General features: G+C 52.1%; 12 protein-coding genes. 1 reads left to right on the top strand and 11 read right to left on the bottom strand.

Annotated features, from left to right (window positions below):
- Positions 1 to 43 precede the first annotated feature (43 nt).
- Complete coding sequence (locus GBK04_RS15855; protein ID WP_152761298.1) at positions 44 to 2,494, bottom strand: ABC transporter permease; 2,451 nt, start codon at positions 2,492 to 2,494, stop codon at positions 44 to 46.
- Between the two features lie 45 nt (positions 2,495 to 2,539).
- Complete coding sequence (locus GBK04_RS15850) at positions 2,540 to 4,894, bottom strand: ABC transporter permease (protein ID WP_152761296.1); 2,355 nt, start codon at positions 4,892 to 4,894, stop codon at positions 2,540 to 2,542.
- 45 nt (positions 4,895 to 4,939) lie between these two features.
- On the opposite strand from GBK04_RS15850, the gene GBK04_RS15845 reads away from it, so the two are divergent.
- A complete protein-coding gene (locus GBK04_RS15845) occupies positions 4,940 to 5,434 on the top strand; it encodes a Uma2 family endonuclease (protein ID WP_373331024.1) in 495 nt (164 codons plus the stop codon).
- 25 nt (positions 5,435 to 5,459) lie between these two features.
- On the opposite strand, the gene GBK04_RS15840 is transcribed toward GBK04_RS15845, so the two are convergent.
- The 9 genes from GBK04_RS15840 to GBK04_RS15805 form a co-directional block, all read right to left on the bottom strand.
- A complete protein-coding gene (locus GBK04_RS15840; protein ID WP_152761292.1) occupies positions 5,460 to 7,865 on the bottom strand; it encodes an ABC transporter permease in 2,406 nt (801 codons plus the stop codon).
- Between the two features lie 129 nt (positions 7,866 to 7,994).
- Positions 7,995 to 10,424, bottom strand: coding sequence for an ABC transporter permease (locus GBK04_RS15835; protein WP_152761290.1), 2,430 nt, complete (start codon positions 10,422 to 10,424; stop codon positions 7,995 to 7,997).
- A gap of 80 nt (positions 10,425 to 10,504) precedes the next feature.
- Positions 10,505 to 12,937 (bottom strand): ABC transporter permease, encoded by a 2,433-nt coding sequence (locus GBK04_RS15830; protein ID WP_152761288.1) that lies wholly within the window; start codon positions 12,935 to 12,937, stop codon positions 10,505 to 10,507.
- Positions 12,938 to 13,012: 75 nt separating this feature from the next.
- Positions 13,013 to 15,394 (bottom strand): ABC transporter permease, encoded by a 2,382-nt coding sequence (locus tag GBK04_RS15825; RefSeq protein WP_152761286.1) that lies wholly within the window; start codon positions 15,392 to 15,394, stop codon positions 13,013 to 13,015.
- 60 nt (positions 15,395 to 15,454) lie between these two features.
- Positions 15,455 to 17,884, bottom strand: coding sequence for an ABC transporter permease (locus tag GBK04_RS15820; protein WP_152761284.1), 2,430 nt, complete (start codon positions 17,882 to 17,884; stop codon positions 15,455 to 15,457).
- Between the two features lie 42 nt (positions 17,885 to 17,926).
- A complete protein-coding gene (locus tag GBK04_RS30695; RefSeq protein WP_373331023.1) occupies positions 17,927 to 18,772 on the bottom strand; it encodes an ABC transporter permease in 846 nt (281 codons plus the stop codon).
- Positions 18,769 to 20,322, bottom strand: a complete 1,554-nt coding sequence (locus GBK04_RS30690) for an ABC transporter permease (RefSeq protein ID WP_373331022.1) — start codon at positions 20,320 to 20,322, stop codon at positions 18,769 to 18,771. Before GBK04_RS30690 ends, GBK04_RS30695 begins: the two co-directional genes overlap by 4 nt.
- Positions 20,323 to 20,345: 23 nt before the next feature.
- A complete protein-coding gene (locus GBK04_RS15810) occupies positions 20,346 to 22,796 on the bottom strand; it encodes an ABC transporter permease (protein WP_152761282.1) in 2,451 nt (816 codons plus the stop codon).
- A 225-nt stretch (positions 22,797 to 23,021) separates the two neighbouring features.
- Positions 23,022 to 25,409 carry an ABC transporter permease gene (locus tag GBK04_RS15805; protein ID WP_152761280.1) on the bottom strand — a complete coding sequence of 796 codons (2,388 nt, stop codon included), beginning with the start codon at positions 25,407 to 25,409 and terminating at the stop codon, positions 23,022 to 23,024.
- Positions 25,410 to 25,463 lie beyond the last annotated feature (54 nt).

Here is a 25,463-nt window from a genome sequence, read left to right as displayed (position 1 = left end):
TATAGGAGGCTGGTTTTTGAGCCAATAGCTATCGGCCTTTTGTTCATTCAGATCTAAGACTTTTCACCGGATTCATCAGCGCGGCTCTCACCGACTGAAAACTCACCGTCAGCAGCGCAATGCCTGCCGCCATACCTCCTGCCAAGATAAACACCCACCAACTGATGTCGATTTTATAGGCAAAATCCGCTAACCATTCATGCATGGTGTACCAGGCAACGGGCGACGCGATGACGATGGCAATCAGGACAAGTTTGAGAAAATCCTTCGAAAGAAGCACCACGACACTGGCCACACTCGCCCCCAGTACTTTTCGAATACCGATTTCTTTGGTGCGTTGCCGGGTAGTGAATTCTACTAAACCGAACAAGCCCAGGCAGGAAATAAAAATGGCCAGACCGGAAAAAAGTCCCAGGAGTTGGCTCTGCGTTTCCTGTGAGTCATAGTGAGCATCCAGGGTGTCGTCCAGAAACGAATACTCGAAAGGGCGTTCCGGAAAGTGTGACTCCCATTGCTTTTTCAGATGCTCCAGCGTGGCAGGGGTACCCTGAGCCGAAACCTTCACGGCGAACACGGTGAAGCGGGGTACATTGATGTCGATGATGAGCGGTTCAAGGGGCGTATCGAGCGGATTGAAATGAAAATCCCGCACCACGCCAATGATAAAACCTTTTTTGCCGCCTTCCCCACCCCGCTGAATCGGACGACCAACCGCCGATTCGGCATCAGGGTACCCCAGGGATTTAACGGCTGATTCGTTCAGAATAAAAGCTTCCAGATGGTCAGTGCCGGTTTCCTTGGAAAAATCGCGCCCGGCTATCACTGGAATACCGAGGGTCAGCAGGAAGTCATAGTCGGCTGACATCCAGGACACGAATATATTATCCTGTTCGGTCTTGCCCTCGGGTACCACCAGCGAACGCACGTACCCGCTACCCGGCAGAGCCGACGCGGCCGTTATGCCCTGCACACTCCCGGATTGACCGACTGCCTCCTCGAAGGTATTCATGCGCTGCCGGAAGGTCCCGTCGATGCCCTGGGGCAAATTGGCCGAAGCACCACTACCGAACAGCGGGAGGGTGATGATCTGCTCTTTTTGAAAACCCAGGGGTTTGTTGAGCAGATAGGTGCGTTGTTGAAAAAGCACCAGGGTAGCTACGACCAGGATCAGCGCCACCGCAAACTGGGCTACCACCAGAACCTGGCGTAAACCTGTACTCCTACCCATACGTCCGGCCATCCCTTTCAGCGCCTGAACGGGCTGGAAGCGAGTGATGAAGAAAGCGGGGTAGGTACCCGCCAGCACGGCCGTTGCCACCAGCAGACCGACACTGATTGCAATCAGCTCTGGTTGCAGGAAATCCGTTACTGTAAAATGTCTACCCGTAAATTTAGTCAGGAAGGGTAATAAAACGGCTACGAAGGGCCCGGCCATTGCAAAGGCTAGCGCCGTCATCACAAGTGCTTCGCCCAGAAACTGGGCGACGAGATGACTACGCACCGCGCCCATCGCCTTGCGCAAGCCTACCTCCCTGATCCGGCGAAGCGAGTAGGCCGTCGATAAATTGATAAAATTGAAACACGCAATCAGCATGGTGAGCAGGGCAATCAGGGCCAGTACCTTCACATGGCTGATGTTTCCGGTGCTGGTGGGGTCGGACAAATCGGCCGAGTACAGATGAATATCATGCAAAGGCTGTAGGGTCAGGCGCACGTGCTTCACCACCCGCTCGTCGTTGCTCAGCCGAATCACACCCGGTAGTTGACTTTCGATCGCCCCCACCGGGGTACCCTGTGTTAGCCTCACGAAAGTTTGCGTGGAATTGTAAAGCCAGTCGCGGCGTAAAAAATCAGCAGTACCCTCGGGTTCAACCGAAAAGAGCGTTTCGAAATGAATCAGGAAATCGGCTTTCAGATCGGTGGTCGCGGGAGGATCCGCAAAAACTCCGGTTACGGTCAAATCCACGCGATCTTCATAACGGATCACCTCGCCCAGGGCATTTCCGTCTCCGAAATATTTACGCCGCGCTGATTCCGAAAGGACGACCGATGCCGGAGCTTTTAGTACGCCAATTGGATTGCCCTCTACCAAAGGCTGAGTAAATACCTGAAAGAAGGCAGAATCAACAAAAATCACATCACGTTCCTGAAAGAGTTGGGGCGGTGTCTTGGGTAGGGCTACTTTCATGCTCCCACTCCTCCGGAACAGGCGCGTGGTCGCTTCCACGCCCGCCACCTGCCGGGCTACCGCCGGGCCCACCGGAATAGATACATAAGCAGCCTCGTGTTCTTCTTCAAAAGAATTGATCTGGTTGATACGGTACACCTGGTCGCTATCTTTCCAAAACCGGTCAAAATTCAGCTCGGTAAGCACGAAAAGCCCGATCAGAATACACACACCCATTCCCAGGGCCAAGCTCATTACATTGACCAGGCTGTATGACCAGTGTTTCCACACATTTCGCCAGGCGATTTTGAGGTAGTTCGTAAGCATCGTATAGGTGATTGGTTTTAAGTCAATAGCTATCGGCCTTTTTGTTCATTCGCTCCGTAAACTCTTCACCGGATTCATCAGCGCGGCTCTCACCGACTGAAACGAAACCGTCAACAAGGCGACCGCCAGCGCCAGCACCCCTGAGAGGATAAAAATCCACCAGGGAATCTCGATCCGGTAGGCATAGTTCTGCAGCCAGTCGTGCAGGAAATACCAGGCCACGGGAGCAGCCAGTAGGGATGCGATGCCGATCAGGTACACGTACTCTTTGGAAAGCATCAGGACAATGCTGGACACATCCGCGCCCAGTACCTTGCGGACGCCGATTTCCTTGGTACGGCGCTCGGCGGTGTAGGCCGCCAGGCCGAACAAGCCAAGGCAGGAAATAAAAATAGTGAGTAAGGCAAAAGCATTGATCAGATTTCCGATTCGCTCTTCGCTGGCGAACTTCCGATCATATTCTTCATCGACAAACTTGTGGGCGAAAGGATAAGCCGGGGCTAATTTTTCATAAATGGCCTTGGTACCTGCCAGGGCTTCCCGCGTGTTTACCCCTTCCCGGAACCTGATGTTCAAGGTGTACAGATGTTTCTGATCGAAGAAAACCCCAGTAGGTCGTACGTTCTCGTAGGGGGAATCCATCAGTACGTCGTCGATCACCCCGATCACATGGTACGTTTTTCCCCAGTGCTCGATGTTTACCCCCAGCGGCTCGCTCAGATTCATGGCTTTCACCGCCGATTCGTTCAGCAATACGGCCGAGCTATCGGTGGCAAAATCACGCGAAAAGCTACGTCCCGATTTCAACTTGATCCCAAATGTTTCCACATAGTCGTAGTCCGAACTGACGGTCACCAATGTCGTATTTTTGTCGCCATCGTAGCGCACCCCATTCGTATTCCAAATCTCGGTCATCGGGGCCAGGGTACCCGTTACCGAACTGACAAACCCCGAGTTCAGGAGTTCGTTTCGGAGTACCTCCTCTTTTTGCCTGAGTTGGTCGGGAAATTCGGCCATGATAAGGTTGGATCGATCATAGCCTACCGTACGATCTTTCGTGTAGCGCAGCTGCCTGCCGATAACCAATACACTGATAATAAGCAGAATGGAAATAGTAAACTGCAAACCTACCATCACTTTCCGGGGAACGCCCGCGCTTTTTCCAATCTGTATTACATTTTTCAAGGCCCGCACGGGCTGGAAGGAAGACAGATACAAGGCCGGGTACAGCCCCGCCGCCATGCCCGTAAGCAAGGTAATGCCCAGGCCGATCAGCCAGGCTACGGGCTGGGTATAAGGCAGTGAAATCTCCTTGTCGGTCAGCTGGTTGAACCAGGGAAGCAAAAGCACTACCAACAAAACGGCCAAAGCAAAACCCAGGAATGCCAGCAAATTCGACTCCCCCAGAAAACGCGCTACCAATCGCCCGCGCGATGAGCCGACGGCTTTGCGAACACCTACCTCCCTGGCCCGCTTTTCTGATCGGGCGGTGCTCAGGTTCATGAAATTGATGCAGGCAATGAGCAGTACGAAACCCGCCACCCATAGGAATATGCGGACGTAGTCGATCATTCCGCCCGTAATTTTGCCATTCTCAAACTTATCACGCAACCGCCAGTCCGGCATGGCGTGGAGCATGAGGGTTTGCTTTACCGTTTCGTCGTTGGCGGTCAGAAATGGCGCGATCTTCGCCACTACCCGCTCCGCCGTGACCTTAGGTTTTAATTCTATAAAAGTCCTGACGACATTGTTGCCCCAGTTGTCATCCAGGGTTTTGTAAAAATCATCCATAATCGGATAAAGACTGTAGGGCAAAACGCAATCGAATTTTAAGGTAGAATTGGCCGGCATGTCGGCCAGCACGCCCGTCACTTTAACGTCGATCAGGTTATTGAAGCTGACGATTTTACCGAGCGGATTCTCTTCTCCAAACAACGAAGTAGCTGTTTTCTGACTCAACACAATCGACCTGGGATCGGACAAAGCCGTAGCAGGGGTACCTTGGCTGAGTGAAAATGTAAACATTTTCAGGAAGTCCGGATCTACCAGAAGCACATCCTGATAGATTTTCTTATCGGCGGCGGCGAGCAGTCGCTCGGCAGGATGTGTGACGCGGCTGGCGCGGGCAATGTCGGGGTAGGTTTGCTTCAGCCCTTCGGCCAGGGGGTAGGGTGTATTCTTATTGGTCACGATGGTTCCGTCTCGTTCCGAATTGCGTCCTACTTGATAAATCGTCTTGTAGTTTTCGTGGAATTGATCGTACGTCAATTCATCGTATGTCCACAGGGCGGCCAGAATACTACACGCCATACCCAGGGCCAGCCCGGCGGTATTAAGGAATGTATACCCCTTATTTTTCCAAAGACTGCGGAAGGCGATTTTAAGCGAATTGGCGAACATGGCGTTTGAATTTTGTTATATTTGTTAGAAACTATACCCGGAAAAATGATGGAACCATCAGTCGAAACCGTACCCGTCCAAGAACTTTCACCTTACGAACTCGAAAGAGGGAAACCCATGCCTACACTTGTTCACGGAGCTATTCAAGCCAATCTGATTGTTCATATTGCGGTAAGCTATCCCAATCAGTACCGAATTGCCAGCGAGGTTGCTCTGGATACACACCCCTTCGGAAGTACCCCTGATTTGGTACTGTATCCGGCAAGTGAGCTGGATTACAAAAATGATCCTTCCCGCCGGACCGATGCTCCTTTGTTGGTCGTTGAGATCCAATCCCCCTCCCAAAGCACCAAAGATATGGTCAGTAAGCTGGAGCCCTATTTTTATTTTGGTGTAAAATCCTGTTGGATTGTGGTACCTGACCTTCAGGCGATTCTGGTATATGACAATCCTTTCCACTATACCTTTTTTCATGGGCATGAAAAACTTCGCGACGTGACCATGAATATCGAGTTGAATCTTCGGGAGGTTTTTAAATAGGTACCCCTACCCGATTCTAGCCAGCTTACTCCGACCGAAGCGACTTCACCGGATTCATCAAAGCGGCTTTCACACTCTGAAAACTTACCGTCAGCAACGCAATCAGCACCGTCATTCCACCCGCAAGCACAAAAACCCACCAATGGATATCGGTACGGTAGGCAAAGCCCGTGAGCCAGGTGTGCATGGCGTACCAGGCAATGGGCGAGGCAATCACCAACGCCACAACCACCAGTTTCATAAAATCTTTGGAAAAGAGCGCCACCAGACTCGCCTCCGAAGCACCCAGTACCTTACGGATGCCGATTTCTTTGGTACGTTGCTCCGCCATGAACATCGACAGCCCGAACAATCCCAGGCAGGAAATCAGGATGGCTACGCCCGCAAAAATGCTAAACAGCGATTGCTGGGTATTCTCACGGGCATAGAGACGATCAAAACGCTCATCCAGAAACTGGTATTCAAAAGGACGCTCCGGGAAGAAGCGCTTCCAGACGGCTTCTACACGTTGTACACCGGCAGGAATATTGCCTTCCAGAGGTACCGAGATCCAGTTGAGCTGACGTGGGGTCAGGACCATAGCAATGGCTGATACTTCCTGGTGCAGCGACTCGAAGTGGTAGTCCTTCGTCACGCCGATCACCTGCCCGTTGGCGGGACCGTATTCAAAAGGTTTGCCAATGGCCTGCTCGGGCGTCCAGCCCAGCAGACGTGCCGCCGTTTCGTTCAGTACTATCATGGCCGTATCGGTGGCATATTCGCGGGAAAAATTGCGCCCGGCTGCCATCCCGATCTGATACGTCGGAATGAAATCATAGTCCACCCGCAGAGCCCGCAGATTGATGTTGATCGGTGCCATGCTATCGCCGCTCATGGTGCGGCCATTGTACGAGTCGAGCAGCCGTCCCGACGGAATCCGCGACGAGCGGCCCATGTCTCGTACGACTCCGGTCTGGATGAGTTGTTGCTTGAACGCTTCGTAATTGGTGGTCGAGTCGCCCGCGTCACCCAGCAGCAGTACCTGGTCCTTTGCGTAGCCGAGGCGGTAATTCTGAATGTACTTCATTTGATTGTATACTACCATCGTACTGATGATCAGGGCAATGGCGATGGCAAACTGCGCCACCACCAGTACCTGCCGTAGCTTTCCGGTGCGCATGGCGGAAGCGATCTGTCCTTTCAACACCCCGAGTGGCCGGAAGGAAGTCAGGAAAAAAGCCGGATAACTTCCCGCCACCAGACCTGTCAGCAAGGTAATACTTACCAAAATGGTCAGAAAGACGGGGTCGAGTACCTGCTGAAAAGACAGTTGCTTTTGGGTGAAGTCGTTAAGCGCGGGCAAACAAAGTACCACGAGCAGCACGGCAATTCCCAGCGCAAGCGTCACCAGCAGCAGTGATTCGCTCAGAAACTGCCCGATGAGTTGGCTACGCACGGCCCCCACCACTTTGCGCATACCTACCTCCTTAGCCCGCCCCGCCGAACGAGCCGTGGCCAGGTTCATGTAGTTGATGCAGGCGATCAGCAGAATAAAAAGACCAATAGCCGAAAAAAGGTAGATGTAGCTGATGTCGCCCGTGGGTTCCACCTCCGAATCGGTGTGCGAGTACAGATGAATGTCAGTCAGTTTTTGCAGATTCAACACCGACCACGTTGAGGGCATCCGGCCTTCCTGAGGCGGTACGTGCTTGTCCTGAAACGCCGGAAACGCCTTCTCCAGCCGTTGCGGGTCGGTACCTTCGGCCAGCAACAGGTAGGTATTGAAAGAATTATTTCCCCAATTGGAACGCAACCCCTCGGCGCCGTACACCCGCGGATCGTTCAGCGACGAAAACGAAACCAGGAAATTGGGATGAAAATGCGACTGCGCGGGCAGCGGCTCGTACACCCCCGTTACGGTCAGGTCGAACTGGTTTTCGAGGCGGACCGTCTTACCGATCGGATTTTCTTGACCAAAGTATTTCTCGGCCATCGGGCGGGAGAACAGGATGGAGGCCGGGTTGGTCAGCGCATTGGCAGGATTGCCGCTGACCAGGTCAAAACTGAATACTTTGAACAAGTTATCTTCGGCAAAGTACATATCCTGCTCATCGAATTGGTGCTCACCGTACCGCAACAGACCATTCGTTTCGAGGGTACGTACTACCTCTTCGGCTTCCGGAAAATCCTGCTCAATGAGGGGGCCGAAGGGTGGCGCGGCCTGCGCCAGTCGCAGTGAAGGTACCCCATCTGATGACAAGAAGGTACGGGTGACACGGTACACCCGATCGGCATGGGCATTATAGCGATCATAGGCCAGCTCGTCCTTGACATACAGGGCGATCAGAAGAAAACAAGCCAGCCCAACGGCCACGCCAACAATGTTGATGGCCCCAAATGCTTTGTGTTTGGTCAGGTTGCGCCAAGCGATTTTGAGATAGTTCGTAAGCATGATTATTTTTGGGTTAAAAGGTTAAGGGTGAACGATCAATGGCTTACAAGAGGAAATCCAAAAACACAGGTTCCCCATTCACCTTTAAACCTTTCACCTTGTGTTTAGGTGTTTCCACTCGACATGACATTACTCGCTCCTTAGCGACTTCACCGGATTCATCAGGGCGGTAGCAATGGTTTTCCCACTGATCGAAACGATCACCAGCACAAATACCAGCGCGGCGGGCGCTGCAAAGAGCCACCAGCTCAGCGCAATGTGCGAGGCGTAGTTGGCCAGCCAGTTCTCGACCAGAAAGTAGGTGATCGGGATGCCGATGACCACGGCCATCAGCACTGTTTTCATAAAGTCCTGCGACAGCAAAACCATCAGGTTGGTAGTACTGGCACCGATCACTTTGCGGATGCCGATTTCCTTGGTACGTTTCGAGACGGTGAAGGTCGCCAGGCCGAACAGACCCAGACAGGAAATCAGAATCGCGAAGCCCGTCAGAGCGCTGAATACCTGCTGAAAGCGGTCGTCGGCTTTGTACTGCTTGTCGTATTCGCTATCCAGGAAAAAGTAGCTGAACGGAGAATAGGGGAAATTGGATTTGTACACTTTTTTCAAGGTCGCGAGCTGCTCACTGGCATTGCCTCCCGAAAACTTCACACTGGCAAATGAATCGAAGTTGGGCGAATAGAAATGGATCATGGGGATATAAGCGGCCTTGGGCGATTCGTAATGGTAGTTTTTGAGTACCCCACGGATGGTCCATTGCCTGCCCCAGAAACTCAGTTCACGGCCTACCGCTTCCTGCGGCGTAGGAATTCCCCACAGCCGCAGGGCCTCTTCATTGACCAGTACCTCATCCCGTTTGGTGGTGTCCGAAAAAACGGGCCAGGAGGTGGCATCGTAGTTTTTTCCCGCCAGTAGCTTGATGCCCATCAGGTCTACGAAAGAACTGTCAATATTGGTCAGATAGAAATTATAGGAGTTTTTCTCGGCGGCATCGGACAGGTTGATTCCCGTCGTGGTACTCATTTGGGTGATTCCCATGCCCGGCACGGTACCCGAAAGCGAAACGGCCTCTACCTGCGACTGCGCCAGTAGCGCCTGCCGGAAGGTACCGTATTCTTTCTGCGCATCATTGCCTACAGGCGCCTTCACCACCAGGGTGCGGTCCACATTCACCCCCAGGTTCTGGTTCCGCAGGAAATGGACCTGCCGGTAGACGGTGAAAGTCTGCACCAGCAAAACGATGGTGATGGTGAACTGAAAAACCACCAGCGCCTTCCGAAGTACCACGCCCTGAGTGGAGCGCGAGAAGGTACCCTTGAGTACCCTGACCGGCTCGAAGGAAGACAATACGAACGCCGGGTACAAGCCGGAAAGCACAATGCTCAGCAGCAGAAACGCTCCCAGACTTTGCCAGAAAAACAGATCGCCGAAGACCGGAAAGTCCACGGGTAGTCCGGCTACTTCGAGGAACAAGGGACGGACCAGGCCGACCAGGATCACGGCAAAAAGTCCAGCCGCGAGATTCATGAGTACCGTTTCGGTAAAAATCTGGGTTCGGATCTGGGTTTGCGTCGAGCCAACCACTTTCCTCATCCCGATTTCGCGGGCGCGGTCGAGGGCCTTGGAAGTTGTGAGGTTTACGTAGTTGACGAAGGCGCTGATTAGCACCAGAAACGCTACTCCCAGCAGGAAGAATACCGATTTGGCGTCGCCGTTGGGTTCGGTCTCAAAGGTTTTGTGGGAATAGAGGTGGATGTCGCCGATTTTTTGTCCGATCACCTGTTCGTTTTTTATTTTCTTTTCATTTTCCAGACGCTTACTGAAAGCCGCCAGTGACTTCGTGAATTGCCCATAATCCACGTTTTCGGCCAGTTCGAGGTAGGTAAGGGTATTGTTGCCGTTCCAATTATCTTCTTTTTCGCCAAAATCCGAAAGCATGGTCGGGTACGAAAAAAGCATGTCAAATTTCAGGTGCGTATTGGCCGGGCTATCAGGTACCACCCCCACTATTTCCAACACCACTGCTCCTTCTGATTTGGGCAATTTTATGGTCCTACCCAGCACGTCCAGCGTGTTGAAGTACTTCAGGGCCATGGTTTCCGTCAGGACCGCCTGTCGGGTTTTGGTCATAATGCCTTTCTTATCTCCCCGAACCAGGGGGTAGTTGAAAAGGGAAAAGAAGGAAGAATCCACCGCGAAGACTTTCTCCATCAAATAATAGTTTTCCCCGATCTGCACTGTCACACTGGGTTCGCCAAAAGGATAAGCACGGGTATAGTTGACCACTTCGGGCATTTCGCGCAGGGCGGTGGGTCCCAGCGGCGGGTAGCTCTCCGTATCCTGCGCATTCACCGATCCTCCGTTCATGTAGTCGATCGTGAGCCGGACGACGCGGTCGGCCAGTGGGTGGGTGTTCTCGTAACTCAGCTCGAAGCGCACGTACTGGATAATCAATAGGGCCACGGCCAGGCCCGTAGCCAGGCCCACGAGGTTGATCGCAGTGAAGGTTTTGTCTTTCTTAAAAATACGAAGGGCGATTTTTACGTAGCTGCTTAACATGGCTTTCTTAGGTTTTTGGTTTAGTACTATTTGAAAAAATCGGTGGCGAGGTACCTTGCTCTCTCCCCATTCGCTTTTAATTACTCTGATCGCAAACTCTTCACCGGATTCATAAGCGCGGTGGCAATGGTTTTACCACTGATCGAAACGATCACCAGCACAAATACCAGCGCGGCCGGCGCGGCGAAAAGCCACCAACTCAGCGCAATATGCGATGCGTAGTTGGCCAGCCAGTTCTCGACCAGAAAGTAGGTGATCGGGATGCCGATGACCACGGCCATCAGCACCGTTTTCATAAAATCCTTCGACAGCAGAATCATCAGGTTGGTAGTACTGGCACCGATCACTTTGCGGATGCCGATTTCCTTGGTACGTTTCGAGACGGTGAAGGTCGCCAGGCCGAACAGACCCAGACAGGAAATCAGAATCGCGAAGCCCGTCAGAGCGCTGAATACCTGCTGAAAGCGGTCGTCGGCTTTGTACTGCTTGTCGTATTCGCTATCCAGGAAAAAGTAGCTGAACGGAGAATAGGGGAAATTGGATTTGTACACTTTTTTCAAGGTCGCGAGCTGCTCACTGGCATTGCCTCCCGAAAACTTCACACTGGCAAATGAATCGAAGTTGGGCGAATAGAAATGGATCATGGGGATATAAGCGGCCTTGGGCGATTCGTAATGGTAGTTTTTGAGTACCCCACGGATGGTCCATTGCCTGCCCCAGAAACTCAGTTCACGGCCTACCGCTTCCTGCGGCGTAGGAATTCCCCACAGCCGCAGGGCCTCTTCATTGACCAGTACCTCATCCCGTTTGGTGGTGTCCGAAAAAACGGGCCAGGAGGTGGCATCGTAGTTTTTTCCCGCCAGTAGCTTGATGCCCATCAGGTCTACGAAAGAACTGTCAATATTGGTCAGATAGAAATTATAGGAGTTTTTCTCGGCGGCATCGGACAGGTTGATGCTCGTTGTGGTACTCAACTGGGTGATTCCCAGGCCCGGTACGGTACCCGAAAGCGACACCGCCTCGACCTGCGACTGCGCCAGCAAGGCCTGCCGGAAGGTACCGTACTCTTTCTGCGCAGTATTACCCACGGGCGCTTTCACCACCAGAGTACGCTCCACATTCACACCCAGGTTTTGATCCCGTAGAAAATGGACCTGCCGGTAAACGGTGAACGTTTGCACCAGCAAAACGATGGTGATGGTAAACTGAAAAACCACCAGCGCCTTGCGAAGTACCACGCCCTGAGTGGAGCGCGAGAAGGTACCCTTAAGTACCCTGACCGGCTCGAAGGAGGAGAGCACGAAAGCTGGGTACAAGCCGGAAACCACAATACTTAGCAACAGAAACGCTCCCAGACTTTGCCAGAAAAACAGATCCCCAAAAACCGGAAAATCCTCAGGCAATCCGGCTACTTCGAGGAACAACGGGCGGACCAGGCCGATCAGGGCCACGGCAAGAAGTCCTGCCGCGAGATTCATGAGCACCGTTTCGGTAAAAATCTGGGTTCGGATCTGGGTTTGGGTCGAGCCGACTACCTTGCGCATCCCGATTTCGCGGGCGCGGTCCAGAGCCTTGGAGGTCGTGAGATTGACGTAGTTGACGAAGGCGCTGATCAAAACCAGAAAGGCCACGCCCAGCAGAAAGAACACCGATTTAGCGTCGCCGTTGGGTTCGGTTTCGAAGTTTTTGTGAGAATAGAGGTGAATGTCGCTGATTTTTTGGCCAATGACCCGCCTGTTTTTTATGATTTCGTCCTTGATCATGCGCTCATTGAACGCTACCAGCGATTTTGTAAAAGCATCGTAGTCGGCATTTTCGGCCAGTTCCAGGTAGGTGAGGGTATTGTTCCCGTTCCAGTTATCCTCCGTTTCACCCATGTCCGAAAGCATGGTCGGGTAGGAGAAAAGCATATCGAATTTTAGATGCGTATTGGCCGGGCTGTCCGGTACCACTCCCACAACCTCCAGCACCAGGGCACCTCCATCTGGCTTCGGAATTTTTACAGTTTTACCCAATACATCCAGCGTGTTGAAGTACTTTGTAGCCATGCTTTCCGTCAGAACGACCTGCCGGGTTTTGGTCATGATCCCTTTCCTGTTTCCCCGAATCAAAGGGTAATTGAACATGGAAAAGAAGGAGGAATCGACGGCGAAGACTTTCTCGACCAGGTAGAAATTTTCGCCAATCTGTATAGTTATATTGGGTTCCCCAAAAGGATAGGCGCGGGTGTAGTTAACTACCTCAGGCATTTCACGCATGGCTTTGGGCCCTACCGGCGGATTGGTCTCGGTATCCTGCGCATCCACCGTGTTGCCGTTCATAAAGTCCATCGTGAGGCGCACGATGCGGTCGGCCAGCGGGTGGGTGTTTTCGTAACTCAGCTCAAAGCGCACGTACTGGATAATCAGCAAAGCCACGGCAAGGCCCGTGGCAAGGCCCACGAGATTAATGGCCGAGAATGTCTTATCTTTTTTAAAGATTCGGAGGGCGATTTTTACGTAGCTGCTTAGCATGGCTTTCTTTGGTAGATGGTTTAGAAATATTCAAAAAAGGAGGTCATGGGGTACCCTATCCCCTACTACTTTTGGTCACTCTGATCGCAAACTCTTCACCGGGTTCATCAGTGCGGCTTTGATGGATTGAAAACTGATCGTGATCAAGGCAATACCGCTGGAAAAGCCTGCTGCCAGCAGAAATATCCACGCGCTTACATCCACTTTAAAGGCAAAATCAGCCAGCCATTGGTGCATGAAATAGTAGGCTACCGGGCTGGCCACAACGCTGGCGATCACTACGAGTTGCAGGAAATCCTTCGACAGCATGGCCGTGATGCTCATCACCGACGCTCCCAGTACCTTTCGGATGCCGATTTCCTTGGTGCGCTGCTCGGTGGAAAACAGGGCCAGGCCAAACAGCCCCAGGCAGGACAGAAAAATGGAAAGCAGGGCAAAAGTCACAGTGAGTTGGGAGGCCAGTTCTTCGCGTTGGTAGAACCGGGCAATTTCCTCGTCGTAGAAGCTGTGTTCGAAGACGTTTTCAGGGAACTGACTTTGCCATATCTTGCTAACCTTTTGCAAAGTGGAAGCCTGCAGACGATTCAATCGGAGGGCCGCGTGGCGGTAGAGCCGCTGCGTGGAGAAAACCACGGTAGGCTCGATGCCCGAATACAAATCGGCATTGTTGAAATCAGAAAGTACCCCCACAATGGTACCCGTTTTTCCGATGTCACCTACCAGGAGCTTTCGATTGAGGGCTTCCTGCGACGATTTCAGTCCCAGGTCTTTCACCAGCTTTTCATTCACCAGTAGCTCTTTCAAAGTGTCGGAAGGGGCTATATTCCGGCCCGCCACCAGCTTGAGGCCGTACGTTTCCAGATAGTGATTGTCTGCGATTTTTGAGCGGGCCACAAACTTTTCCCAGTCCCGGTTTTCAAACTTGATGCTACCCCCGCTACCGATCTGTGAGGAAGGAGGCGTTCGGAAAAACGATACGGTTTCCACCTCTGGTAGTTGGTTGAATTCGCGCGCCAGCGCGGCCAGTTGGCGGTTTTCGGTATTCGGAAGGCTGACATGCAGAATCAGATCTTTCTGCATACCCATATCCTTCTCGCGGATGTACCGGAGTTGGAGGATAATCACCGTAGCTACCGCAATCAGCACGAAGGATATACTGAATTGCGCAATGACCAGGCCTTTCCTTACGGAAAACCAACTTCGGTCGGTAGGCAAACTGACTCCCTTGATGGCCCGCAACGGATTGAAGTTTGAAATGACCGAAGCGGGATAAAGCCCCGCCAGTAACGTGACCAGCAGGAAAAGCAGTCCGATGAACAGGAGGAAGGTGGAGCTGAATACCTTCAGATCGGGGATGCCTATGTTCATCCATTCCCGAAGCAGGGACGTGGTGGGGTAGGCAATCAGCAGGGCCAGTACACAGGCACACAAGGTATACAAAGCAGTTTCCTGGATAAAAAACCAGAAAATCTGCCGCTGCGAAACGCCTAATATTTTCTGTACTCCTACCTCCTTGCTCCTTTTGAGTGATTGTGCCGTGGTGAGGTTGATGAAGTTGAAACAGGCAATGAAAATCAGCAGCAGCCCTACCGTGGCCAGCATCACGATTGTACTGTACTTGATTTTTCCGCCGTAGTCGAGATCAAAATGCACCTCCGAAAGCGGCTGCAAATGGTACCAGAAAACATTTCCGATTTCGCCGTAGTATTTTTTGGCAAAGGCGGGCATCTGCTTTTCGAAGGCCGCCTGATCCTGCGCCGAGTGGAGCGTAATATAGGTCTCGCGGTTAGCGTCGATCCAGCCCCAGTCTTCGTAGCCGTAGTTTGGTACGAGGGTCTTGATCGTAGGGAGCGAAATAAAAACCTCGGTTCGCTGATCGGTCTCCTCGGGTAGGTCTTTCAATAAACCCGCCACCAGCAGATTTTCCTGATTGTCGATGGTAAGGTACTTTCCCATCGGATTTTCTGACCCGAAGTACTTCCGGGCATACTTCTCCGTCAAAACCACCTGATTAGGCGCATCCAGGGACGACGGCTTACCGGAAATCCATTCGTAGTCAAAGATCTCAAACCAGTCTGAATTGGTAAACCCGGCGGCTTCTTTTTCCAGAAAACGCTCCTTTTTTTGTCGCTGATCAACCGCCAGGGTTACTTCCTTATGGGCCAGGTAGGTTGTATTTTCTACGGAGCTGAATTCCTTTTTCAGGGTCTGGTGCAGGATAAAGGCCGATCCCTTTTCTTTTTCAACAGAGCCGTCGTCCAGATGCAGATCCACAACTACCCGGTAAGTACGGTCAAAAAGATGATGGTACCGATCAATCCCCAGATGGTAGGTAACCAACTGGAATACGATGATGGCTCCCGCTATCCCAATGGCCAGTCCCATGAGGTTGATCCCGGCATACACCTTGTTTTTCACAAAAGTTCGCCAGGCTATTTTGAGATAGTTGGTGATCATAGTATACGTGGTTGGTTTTTGGGGCAATAGCTATCGGCTAATAGCTATTGCCCTTTTAATTCATTCGCTCCGCAATGACTTTACCGGATTCATCAGCGCGGCCTTGATTGACTGGAAACTAACGGTCAGCAGGGCTATACCGGCCGCTAGTGCGCCGGCCAGCACGAACATCCACCATTGGATGTCAATTCGGTAAGCAAAGTTGCTCAGCCAGGCATCCATACCGTACCAGGCGATGGGCGACGCTACCAGGATGGCTACTCCCACCAATTTGAGGAAATCCAACGAAAGCATGGTGACAATGTTGCCAACCGACGCCCCCAGCACCTTGCGTACGCCGATCTCCTTGGTACGGCGTTCCGCCGTGTAGGCGGCCAGTCCGAACAACCCCAGACAGCCAATCAGGATTGACAGCAGTGCGAAGGTGATGAAGATGCTCCCCACCCGCGCCTCCGCGCGGTAGGTGGCATCGAAGTCATCGTTCATGAAGCGGTACTCGAAGGGCTGCCCGGGGGCCATCTGCTTCCAGAGCTGCCCGGCACGCTCAACCGTCCCCTGCGCCTCCCGGCTGGTCAGGCGCAGCGCCAGCATTCCCGAACTTTTGCCCAGCACCAAGTTGAGAGCTCCGATGTTTTTGCGAAGGGACTCGTAATGAAAATTTTTGATGACGCCGATGATGGTGTATACCCGCTGGCTCGAAGCATCGGGGTTGATCAGCGTAGCGATCCGTTTGCCGATCGGGTCCTGATAGCCCAGCAGGCGGGCTGCTTCCTCATTGATCAGAATAGCCGACGAATCCGAAGGGAATTCCCGACTGAAAGCACGTCCTTTTAGCAGCTTAATTCCCAGTGTATTCACATACTCATAGTCAACGCGCCAACTTTGCATGCCTACACTTTTTTCCTGTATCGACTGTCCTTCGGGATAGAAGGGGTTATCGGTGCGGGAAGACGGAGTAGGCATGAAGCCCGATACCGTGGCATTCTCGACACCGGGCTTTTTCAGCATCTCTTGACGGAAGGCCTCGGTCTGGGTACCCAGCGCATAGGCATTGTCGATAAGCAGTACCTGCTCCTTATCGTAGCCCAGGGTTTTGGTCTGGATGTAGTTGAGTTGCCGGTAGATGATCATCGTCCCGATGATCAGCATCACTGATATGACAAACTGGAACACCACGAGGGTGTTACGCAGATATCCTCCCTTGCCCTCGGTGGCCAGGGTACCCTTGAGTACCCTAATAGCCTTGAAACCTGACAGGAAGAAAGCCGGATAGCTTCCGGCCAGCAGACCTACCACGCCCCCCGTCAGCAATAGTGCCCCCCAGAATATCCCGTTCTCCACGGGAACGTGCATCTGCTTGCCCGACAGGTCGTTGAAAAAAGGCATTGCTACAAAAGCGATGAGCAGAGCCAGCCCCAGCGAGATGTACCCCAGCAGTAAGGATTCGGTCAGGAACTGCGCCACCAGCGACGAACGCTCCGATCCCAGCGCCTTGCGAACACCCACCTCACGGGCCCGGTTGGCCGAGCGGGCTGTGGCCAGATTCATGAAATTGACGCAGGCGATCAACAGCAGGAATAACGCCACCACTGAAAAAATATATACGTACTGGATATTACCGTTGACGCTGATTTCGGCCAGGCGGTCGGAGTACAGGTGAATGTCCCGGACGGGTATCAGCGAGTAGCGCAGGTAGTTGCCGGATTTTTCCAGATCCTCCATGGTGGCGCCCATGATGGATTTCACCCAGGGCGCGGTATATTTTTCCAGCAGGGTATCGAAGTTCTTCTCAAACTGAAGGGCATCCGTCCCTTCCCGCAACCGCAGGTAGGTAACGAAGTTGTGGCTCCCCCAGCTGTTCTCCCGGCTCTCTTCTCTGGATGCCATCGACAGCAGCATGTTCAGGTCACTCAGGTGGGAGTTGGCGGGCAGATTCTCCATCACACCCGTCACACGGTAGGTCAGTTCGTTGTCGAGCAGCAGGGTTTTGCCCAAGGGACTCTCTGCCCCGAAATACTTTGCGGCATCCCGCTCGGACAAGACCAGGGTATTGGGCTCAGTGAGCGCCGTAGCCGGGTTCCCCTCGACGAGGGGAATAGAAAACACCGAGAAGAAAGTGGAATCCGCGAACACCACCTGGTCCTCTTTCAGATTTTCGGCCTGCTCGTTACGACGGACCAGGTAGCTGCCGTTTTCGCGTAGCCGGGCCACGGCTTCTACCTGGGGGTAGTCTTTTTTGAGCGTGAAGGCCATGGGATCGGGTGCCACGGCCAGCCTCATTTCAGGCCCGCCAAATTTCAGGTCGGCATTGATCCGGTAGATTCGGTCAACGTTTTCATAAGGCTGGTCGTAGCTCAGCTCATCTACGACGTACAGCGTAATGAGCAGGCAACTGGCCAGTCCCAGCGACAGACCGAAGATATTCAGGAAGGAATAGAAGGAATGCTTGCGGAGGTTCCGCCAGGCGATTTTGAGGTAGTTCCGGATCATGGTCAGGTATTTTTTAAGGGTTGTGGAGAAGCTCTCGATTCATTATTCCGATCGAAGGCTCTTCACCGGATTCATCAATGCCGCTTTGATACTTTGGAAACTCACCGTCAACTGGGCGACAACTATGGCCAATAGCCCCGCCACCACAAACATCCAGGCGTCGATGTCGATGCGGTAGGCGAAGTCCTGCAGCCATGAACTTACTGCCAGCCAGGCGATTGGCGTAGCAATGAGGATAGCCAAAATCACCAGTTTAAGAAAGTCTCTTGACAGCAGCCCGACGATGCCGGCCACCGACGCCCCCAGTACCTTGCGTACCCCAATTTCCTTCACCCGTCGCTCGGCCGAATAGGTCGCCAATCCAAACAGTCCGAGAGCCGAGATGAATACGGCCAACCCTGCCAGAATGCCCACGATTTCGCTGACCTGGCCATCGGCCCGGTAAAGGTCTGCAAAGTGCTCATCGAGGAAAGTATAAGCAAAGGTCTGCTCGGGTACCTGCCCGTTCCAGATACGCTTGATGGCCGCAATGGCCTGTTTGGAATCCTTACCTTTGATTCGGATCGACATTTCCGCATAGCCCCAATCTTTCTGATTGAACAGGCATAGGGTTTCGATCTTGTGGTGGAGTGAATTGAAATTGAAATCCTTCGCAATGCCGACAATGGTACCCAGCGAATCAAACCCCCCAAAGGCAAACGACTTTCCAACCAATGAGGCGATCTGCTGCGTAGGCTGATCCTTCACCAATTCTTTAGCCAGTGATTCATTGATGATGTAGGTCCGGCCATTGTCGGCCGCATTGTCCTGAAAATTGCGCCCGGCCACCAGCTTTATTTTGTAAAGCGTAAGGTAGTCAGGATCCACCACCACCTGCGAAGAAGTCAATTCTCTGAGGGGCCTTCTCCTTGAAAGATCACCCCGGTCTGGTGAAAATTGTTGCCTAGTCGCTGGTGCGAACCCGACACGGCCTCGATCATCGAATTAGACAAAAGCTCTTTTTTCAGGGATTCGTACTTAGGCCCCGATTTGGCATCGAGCGGAACGATCACGACCTGATCGGTCTGGAAGCCCGGATCTTTGTCCTGCATGAAGTGCAACTGTTTCAGAGCAAATCCGGTACCGATGATCAGGAATATCGCGCAGCTGAACTGTGCTACCACTAAGGCGTTGCGGAAGGTACCTTTGCCCGTACGGATCGAGCCCTTTAAAACCTTGGCGGCCTCAAACGACGACAGGTACGCCGCCGGGTACAGGCCCGAAAACACACCAATGAGTACCGTACCCGCCAGCACTGTGAGCAATAATTTGGGATCGGTAAAAATGGCAAAATCCAAGCTACGGTCGCTCATGCGGTTGAGGTAGGGCAGCGTGAGTTTCACCAAGCCCACGGCCAGCACCAAGGCGGTAAATGCCAGTAGTACCGATTCGCCGACAAACTGCCCGGCGAGCTGGAAGCGCTGCGCCCCGACCGACTTGCGAATACCTACCTCCTTGGCCCGGCCCGTCGAGCGTGCGGTAGACAGGTTCATGAAGTTGACGCAGGCAATCACCAGCACGATGAGGGCGATGATCGAGAAAATGTAGGTATAGCTGCGGTCGAATTTCTGGAAATTCACATAGTCGTGCGTGATGTCGGTCGAGTTGGCGTGCACCTCAGCCAGTGGTTGCAGAAACAACTCGTAGAACTTCATATTTTCTCCCATGTGTTTTTCGAGAAAGGCCGGAAATTTCTTTTCCAGGGCGGCGAGGTCGGTACCCTGTTCCAATTCAAGGTAGGTCACCAGCCAGTTTCCTCCCCAGTTATTCATATGATTGGGGGTGGTAACCGTGCTGAACGAAAAAAGCGCATCGAATTGCAGATGTGAATTGGGCGGTAAATCAGCCAAAATTCCGGTCACTTTAAAAGTCAGCGTGTCGCGGCCATAGTAGGCGACCGTCTGCCCGAGTGGATCGGTAGTACCGAAGATAGTCGCCGCGCTCTTCTGTGTTAGTACCATCGTGTTGGGCTCGCTCAGTACGCTGGATTTTTCGCCTTTGAGCAAAGGAAAATCGAACATATCCAGGAAGTTGGCATCCGTCCACAGAATACCGGGCAGTTCTACCTTTTTCTGATTATAAGCCAGGATCACGTTTTTCTGGTCGTCGATCCTGACAAAATTCTTTACTTCCGGGTACTCTTCTTTCAGCGTCGGACCCATCGGGTACATCGACAGCGCGACTTTCTGCGGCGCCACCATTCCCTCGAACTTCTGCACTTCGTCGAGCCGGTAGAGGTTTTTGGTATGTATCTTGTCATAGCCATTCTCGTAGTTTACAAATAGCATGATGACGATACAGGCCGACAGCCCCACCGCCAGACCCACGATATTGATACCTGAGTACAGCTTGCTGTGCAGCAGATTCCGCCAGGCGATTTTGAGGTAGTTGCGTAGCATAGAAGAGGTTGTTGGTTTTTTGTTTATTCTGATCTAAGGCTTTTTACCGGATTCATCAGCGCGGCCTTTACGGCCTGGAAAGAGACGGTCAGTAAGGCTATGGAGGCTGTAAGAAGCCCCGCCGCCGGAAATGCCCACCACGGAATGGCTATCCGGTAGGAGAAACCATCCAGCCATTGGGCCATGAAGTACCAGGCAATGGGACTGGCGATGATCAGGGCCAGCCCTACCAGCCAGATAAAACTCCGGGCGAGCATCAGTACTACACTCCTCACACTCGCCCCCAGTACCTTCCGAATGCCGATCTCTCTTGTTCTTTGCTGGGCAACCAGGGTGATGAGTCCATACAGCCCCAGGCAGGAGATGAGGATAGCCAGCATGGCAAAATAGCTGACCAATGTACTGCGCCGTTGCTCACGGTCGTAAATCTGGGCCAGATCGCGATCCAGAAATTCGTAATCAAAGCTTTTTTCAGGAAAAAAGGTATCCCACTCCTTCTGGACAGCCTGTAGCGTAGCATCCAGCTGCTGGGGTTGCAACTTCATCGAGACCAGCATGAGCTGGGGTTGCTCTATGGTAAGCACGAGGCTGGCTATGGGTTCGTAGAGCGATTGGTGGTGGAAGTCCTTAAGTACCCCGACCACCCGACCGGTTTTTCCTTCCAGATTAAGTGATTTGCCCAGAGCGGCTTCCGGCGATGACCAGCCGAACTCTTTCACTGCGGTTTCGTTGACCAGGAAAGCCTCGGTCTTGTCGGTAGGGTACTGCTCGGAAAAGGTTCGTCCTGCCCGCAGAGCCAAACCATAGGTGTCCGTGAAATTGTAATCAACAGCCAGCACAGAAACAAATAAATTGTCCTCGGCCGTATGTCCTTCGGGTACCACGTTGCGCCGTACGCTGCCATTGCCCAGGGCCTGATTCGAGAAGGTAACCGCCTGCACTTTGGGGTTCTGGAGGAGTACCTGCCGGAAAGTACTCAGGCGGCGGTAGCTGCTGTCGGTTGGGGGCGCAAAAATATTGGTGATTTTAGGATTCCGGACCGAGGCCGTGATGATGAAATCTCGATTAAAACCCAGCGGCTGGCTCCGTAGGAAATCCAATTGCATCGCCATGATGAGGGTACCTGCAATAAGCGCGATGGAAGTCACAAACTGAACGCCCAGCAGCATTTGCCGCACAAGCCCTCCCTGAGCCGTACCCGCCAGAAAGTTACCTTTCAAAATGGTTACCGGCTTGAAACCCGCTACCACAAAAGCTGGATACAGGCCTGAAAGCAGTCCTGCCACCAGAGCCGTGCCAACAAAGGCCAACATCAACCAACCGTCGTTCAGAAAATAGGCCATCGTCAGATCCTTGTCGGTCAGGCTGTTCATGGTCGGAAGCAGCAGCCCGATCAGAAGCAGCGAAAAGAGCAGGGCCAGTCCGCTCAGCAACAGCGATTCGCCCAGAAACTGAATAATCAGTTGCCCCTTAAGGCTGCCAAGTACCTTACGAATACCCACTTCCCGGGCTCGTCGAAGCGAACGGGCCGTGGACAGATTCACAAAGTTGATACAGGCAATCAGCAGAGTGAGACCGGCGATGCCCAGAAAAACATACAGTATGGTCAGGCTACCCACGGGCTCGGGCGTATTTTCGGCCTCGGTGCCCAAGTAAAAATCCTTCATGGGTTCCAGGCGGTACTCGATGCCGTCGGCTACCTGCGCATCGGCATGGGCCTTGATGAATTGTGGAAAGCGAGCGTTGACTGTTTCCGGCGAGCGGCCGGGCCGTAAAAGCACATAGGTGGTCGAGTGGGAAATAACCCAGTTATTAGGCAGATTCTCACGGGCGCTTTCACTTTCGGTGGCGTACATGGTCTCATAGTTGGCCAGAAGCCCGGCATGAATGTGGGAGTTGTCCGGATAATCCCGCACCACGCCCGTGACTTTCAAAGGGTACCGGCCCTCGCAGGTAATCACTTGGTTCAGGGGATTATCCTCTCCAAAATAACGTCGGGCGACTTCTTCGCTTATAATAACCGAGAACCTATCCCGCAGGGCATTTTGCGGGTTACCCTGGATAAACTCGAAGGAAAAAATATCCAGAATGGCAGGATCGGCAAAAAAGAAATCTCGCTCGTCATACTTCATAGGGGTACTTTCTCCTGATTTTTTTACCTCAATCGTGGCCGGATTGCGAAACATCCGGGCAGAAGACTCAATCTCGGAGAAGTTCTCGGCCAGCAGGGGCGACACGGGCGGTGGCGTGAGCGCGAGTGGCCGGTCCAGGCCGGCGAAGCGCGGCACGTAGGTGATGCGGTAGATACGATCGAACCGCTGCTGAAACTGATCGTAGCTCAGTTCGTGTCGTACAAACAACATGATCAAAAAACAGCAAGTCAATCCTACCGTCAGCCCGGTTATATTGATAAACGAGAAAGCCTTGCTTCTCGACAAATTACGGAGGGAAATTTTGAGATAGTTGCGTAGCATAGGGCATTGGTTTTTTCTTGGAAAATGATCAAGTAATCAGAAAAAACAGGGAGTCGGGCAATTCAGGTAAAAAGGTATACCAACAAAAATTTATTCTGATTATCAAGATATTACGAACAAACAAGGTACACAAATGTCCGTAATCGGACGCTTTACGGCCAATTACGGACACTGCTTCATCAGTACAACCTATTACTTCCAGCCGTGGAGTTACCACCCTGACATTTATTCACTCCGCAAGCTCTTCACCGGATTCATTAGGGCCGCTTTAACACTTTGAAACCCGACCGTCAGGGTAGCAATCGAAACAGCCAGCAGGGCTGCCATTACAAAATACCATCCGGAAATTTCGATACGGTAGGGAAAGTCATTCAGCCACAAGCCAATGGCATAGTAAGAAACCGGTATGGCAATGATAATCGAGATCAATACCAGCTTGATGAAATCAGTGGATAAAAGCGTGACGATGCGAACCATGGATGCACCCATCACCTTTCTGATTCCCACTTCCTTAACCCGGCTTTCGGCATTGAAAGTAGCCAGTCCAAACAGACCGATGCAGGAAACGAAAATGGACAAAATTGCAGCCAGCGTAATGACCTGCTTCCACTTCCCCTCCTTTTCATACCTTTTGGCATTGGTAATATCTTCAAACGCATACTCAAAGGGTAACAGTGGTACGTGCTTGCGGAATATCTTTTCTATGGTCCGTATCGTAGCCGGGATATCGTCGGGGGCTACTTTGACGAAAATTTTCCCTAAGCCGTAGTTGGGGTCCTGAGTCAGCAGCAACGGTTTTATTTTTTCTTTCAACGAGGCATAATGGTAGTCACGGATCACGCCGATCACCTGAAGTTTCTGATTTTTCCATTCGAAATTCACCTCTTTTCCGATAGGATCTTTCCAGCCAGCTTCCTTGACAAAAGCTTCGTTGACAATTACCGACTGGATCGGATCGGAAGGAAAATCTCTGGAAAAATTACGGCCGTATTCTAGGGGAATTTGCAGGGTAGGCAGGAAGTTGTCATCCACACCAATGTAGCCGAAGTCCAGGGTACGTCCCCCGTCGATCTTTGCACCTGTTCCGTTGTAATTGCCATTGAAAGCCGCTACGGCTTCAATGCCGGCCGTGTTTTCCAGCTCCTGCTTTACCACATCAAGTACCTGACGCCCGGCACCGCCACGCCCCAGGCTAAAACTCATTAGGTTTTCATCATTATAGCCTAGGTCCTTGTTGGTCAGGAATTCAAATTGCGCATAAATGGCAAATGTACCGATCACCAGGCCTACTGATAAGGCAAACTGAAACACCACCAATCCCCGCGTGAGGTAATTCCGGCTGGTGAATCTGACCCGGTTGTACAGGGTTTGGGCCGGACTAAAACCGGACAATACAAGCGCAGGATAAAACCCGGCCAGGAATCCTGTGAAGAGGAATAGGCCCAGGTAGGCCGAAATCAGATCGATGTCCAGCAGGTACGAAAGCGCCAGCTGTTTATTGGCCAGCTCATTAAAGGTAGGCAGTACGAATTGAGCTAAGGCAATGGCGAGAACAAAGGCAATGAAAGCAACCAGAAACGACTCACCCAGAAACTGGATTACCAGTTGCCTGCGCAGGCTTCCGACCACCTTTCTGACCCCAATCTCCCTGGCGCGCTTTAAAGATCGGGCTACCGTCAGGTTCACAAAATTGATGCAGGCAATCAGCAGAATAAACAAGGCGATTCCTGACAATATGTAGGAGTATATGGGGCTGCTGCCATGTCCCAGGCCATTGCGCACCTCACTCAGCTCACTATCCATGTGAACTTGCAGGAACGGCTGTAGATCAAAATAAAACTTCTGATTGAAATCCTTGATCTTGCTGATTTCGAAGGCAGACTTACTAGCAAACACCTGGTTGATTTTTGGCACTACAGCCTGGTAATTGGCGTTCTTATTGAGCAAGACAAAGGTGTTCATATAGAATCCCAGCCATTCGTTGTCCGTCCAGCCCATCGATTCCTGAAAGGTAAAAGGGAGTACCGCATCAAACTGCACGGATGAATTTTCGGGGCAGTTTCGGGCGACACCCGAAACGGTAAATGCCTGAAAGTTATCCCCGATTTTCAAATCCAGGGTACGGCCTACTACCTCGGTGGTATTGAAATATTTCTGAGCGGTCTGCTCGGTCAATACAATCGAATGAATATCCGCCAGCACTGTTCCAGGACTTCCGGAAAGCAATGGCATTGTGAATACCTCGAAAAAATTAGGATCGGCGAAGAGTATGGGCTGGTTAATCAGCTCATTATTCTTTTTTACGACAAACGTGCTACTCTGCGTCCGCACGATCGCCTCTATTTCCGGAATTTCCTGCTTAAAAGTCGGGCCGTGTATGGCATTCGTACTGCCAATAGTTCGGGATTCTTTTTCATCAGAGATCGTCACTTTCACGCGGTACAGTTGATCTTTATTCTCCTCAAAACGGTCAAAGCTAACCTCGTCTTTGGTATACAGGACAATCAACATACAGCAGGTCAGACCAATCGAGAGCCCGGCAATATTGATCAGTGAGAAGCCCTTATTTCTGGCAAGGTTACGCCAGGCGATTTTCATATAGTTACGAATCATGGCTTGCTTGATTTTGATGTGCAAAAAGATAAAATACCTCGTCAAAAATATAGG

Origin of the sequence: Salmonirosea aquatica, assembly GCF_009296315.1 — a bacterium.
Lineage (GTDB): Bacteria > Bacteroidota > Bacteroidia > Cytophagales > Spirosomataceae > Salmonirosea > Salmonirosea aquatica.
Note: the sequence above shows the minus strand (reverse complement) of the source record. Positions and strands in the feature narration are given on the sequence as shown.

Coding starts and splice junctions, on each gene's coding strand:
- GBK04_RS15820 (WP_152761284.1), bottom strand. CDS start 17,884: ATGATCCGGAACTACCTCAAAATCGCCTGGCGGAACCTCCGCAAGCAT.
- GBK04_RS15830 (WP_152761288.1), bottom strand. CDS start 12,937: ATGCTAAGCAGCTACGTAAAAATCGCCCTCCGAATCTTTAAAAAAGAT.
- GBK04_RS30690 (WP_373331022.1), bottom strand. CDS start 20,322: ATGCTACGCAACTACCTCAAAATCGCCTGGCGGAATCTGCTGCACAGC.
- GBK04_RS15810 (WP_152761282.1), bottom strand. CDS start 22,796: ATGCTACGCAACTATCTCAAAATTTCCCTCCGTAATTTGTCGAGAAGC.
- GBK04_RS15845 (WP_373331024.1), top strand. CDS start 4,940: ATGATGGAACCATCAGTCGAAACCGTACCCGTCCAAGAACTTTCACCT.
- GBK04_RS15825 (WP_152761286.1), bottom strand. CDS start 15,394: ATGATCACCAACTATCTCAAAATAGCCTGGCGAACTTTTGTGAAAAAC.
- GBK04_RS15840 (WP_152761292.1), bottom strand. CDS start 7,865: ATGCTTACGAACTATCTCAAAATCGCTTGGCGCAACCTGACCAAACAC.
- GBK04_RS15805 (WP_152761280.1), bottom strand. CDS start 25,409: ATGATTCGTAACTATATGAAAATCGCCTGGCGTAACCTTGCCAGAAAT.
- GBK04_RS15850 (WP_152761296.1), bottom strand. CDS start 4,894: ATGTTCGCCAATTCGCTTAAAATCGCCTTCCGCAGTCTTTGGAAAAAT.
- GBK04_RS15835 (WP_152761290.1), bottom strand. CDS start 10,424: ATGTTAAGCAGCTACGTAAAAATCGCCCTTCGTATTTTTAAGAAAGAC.
- GBK04_RS15855 (WP_152761298.1), bottom strand. CDS start 2,494: ATGCTTACGAACTACCTCAAAATCGCCTGGCGAAATGTGTGGAAACAC.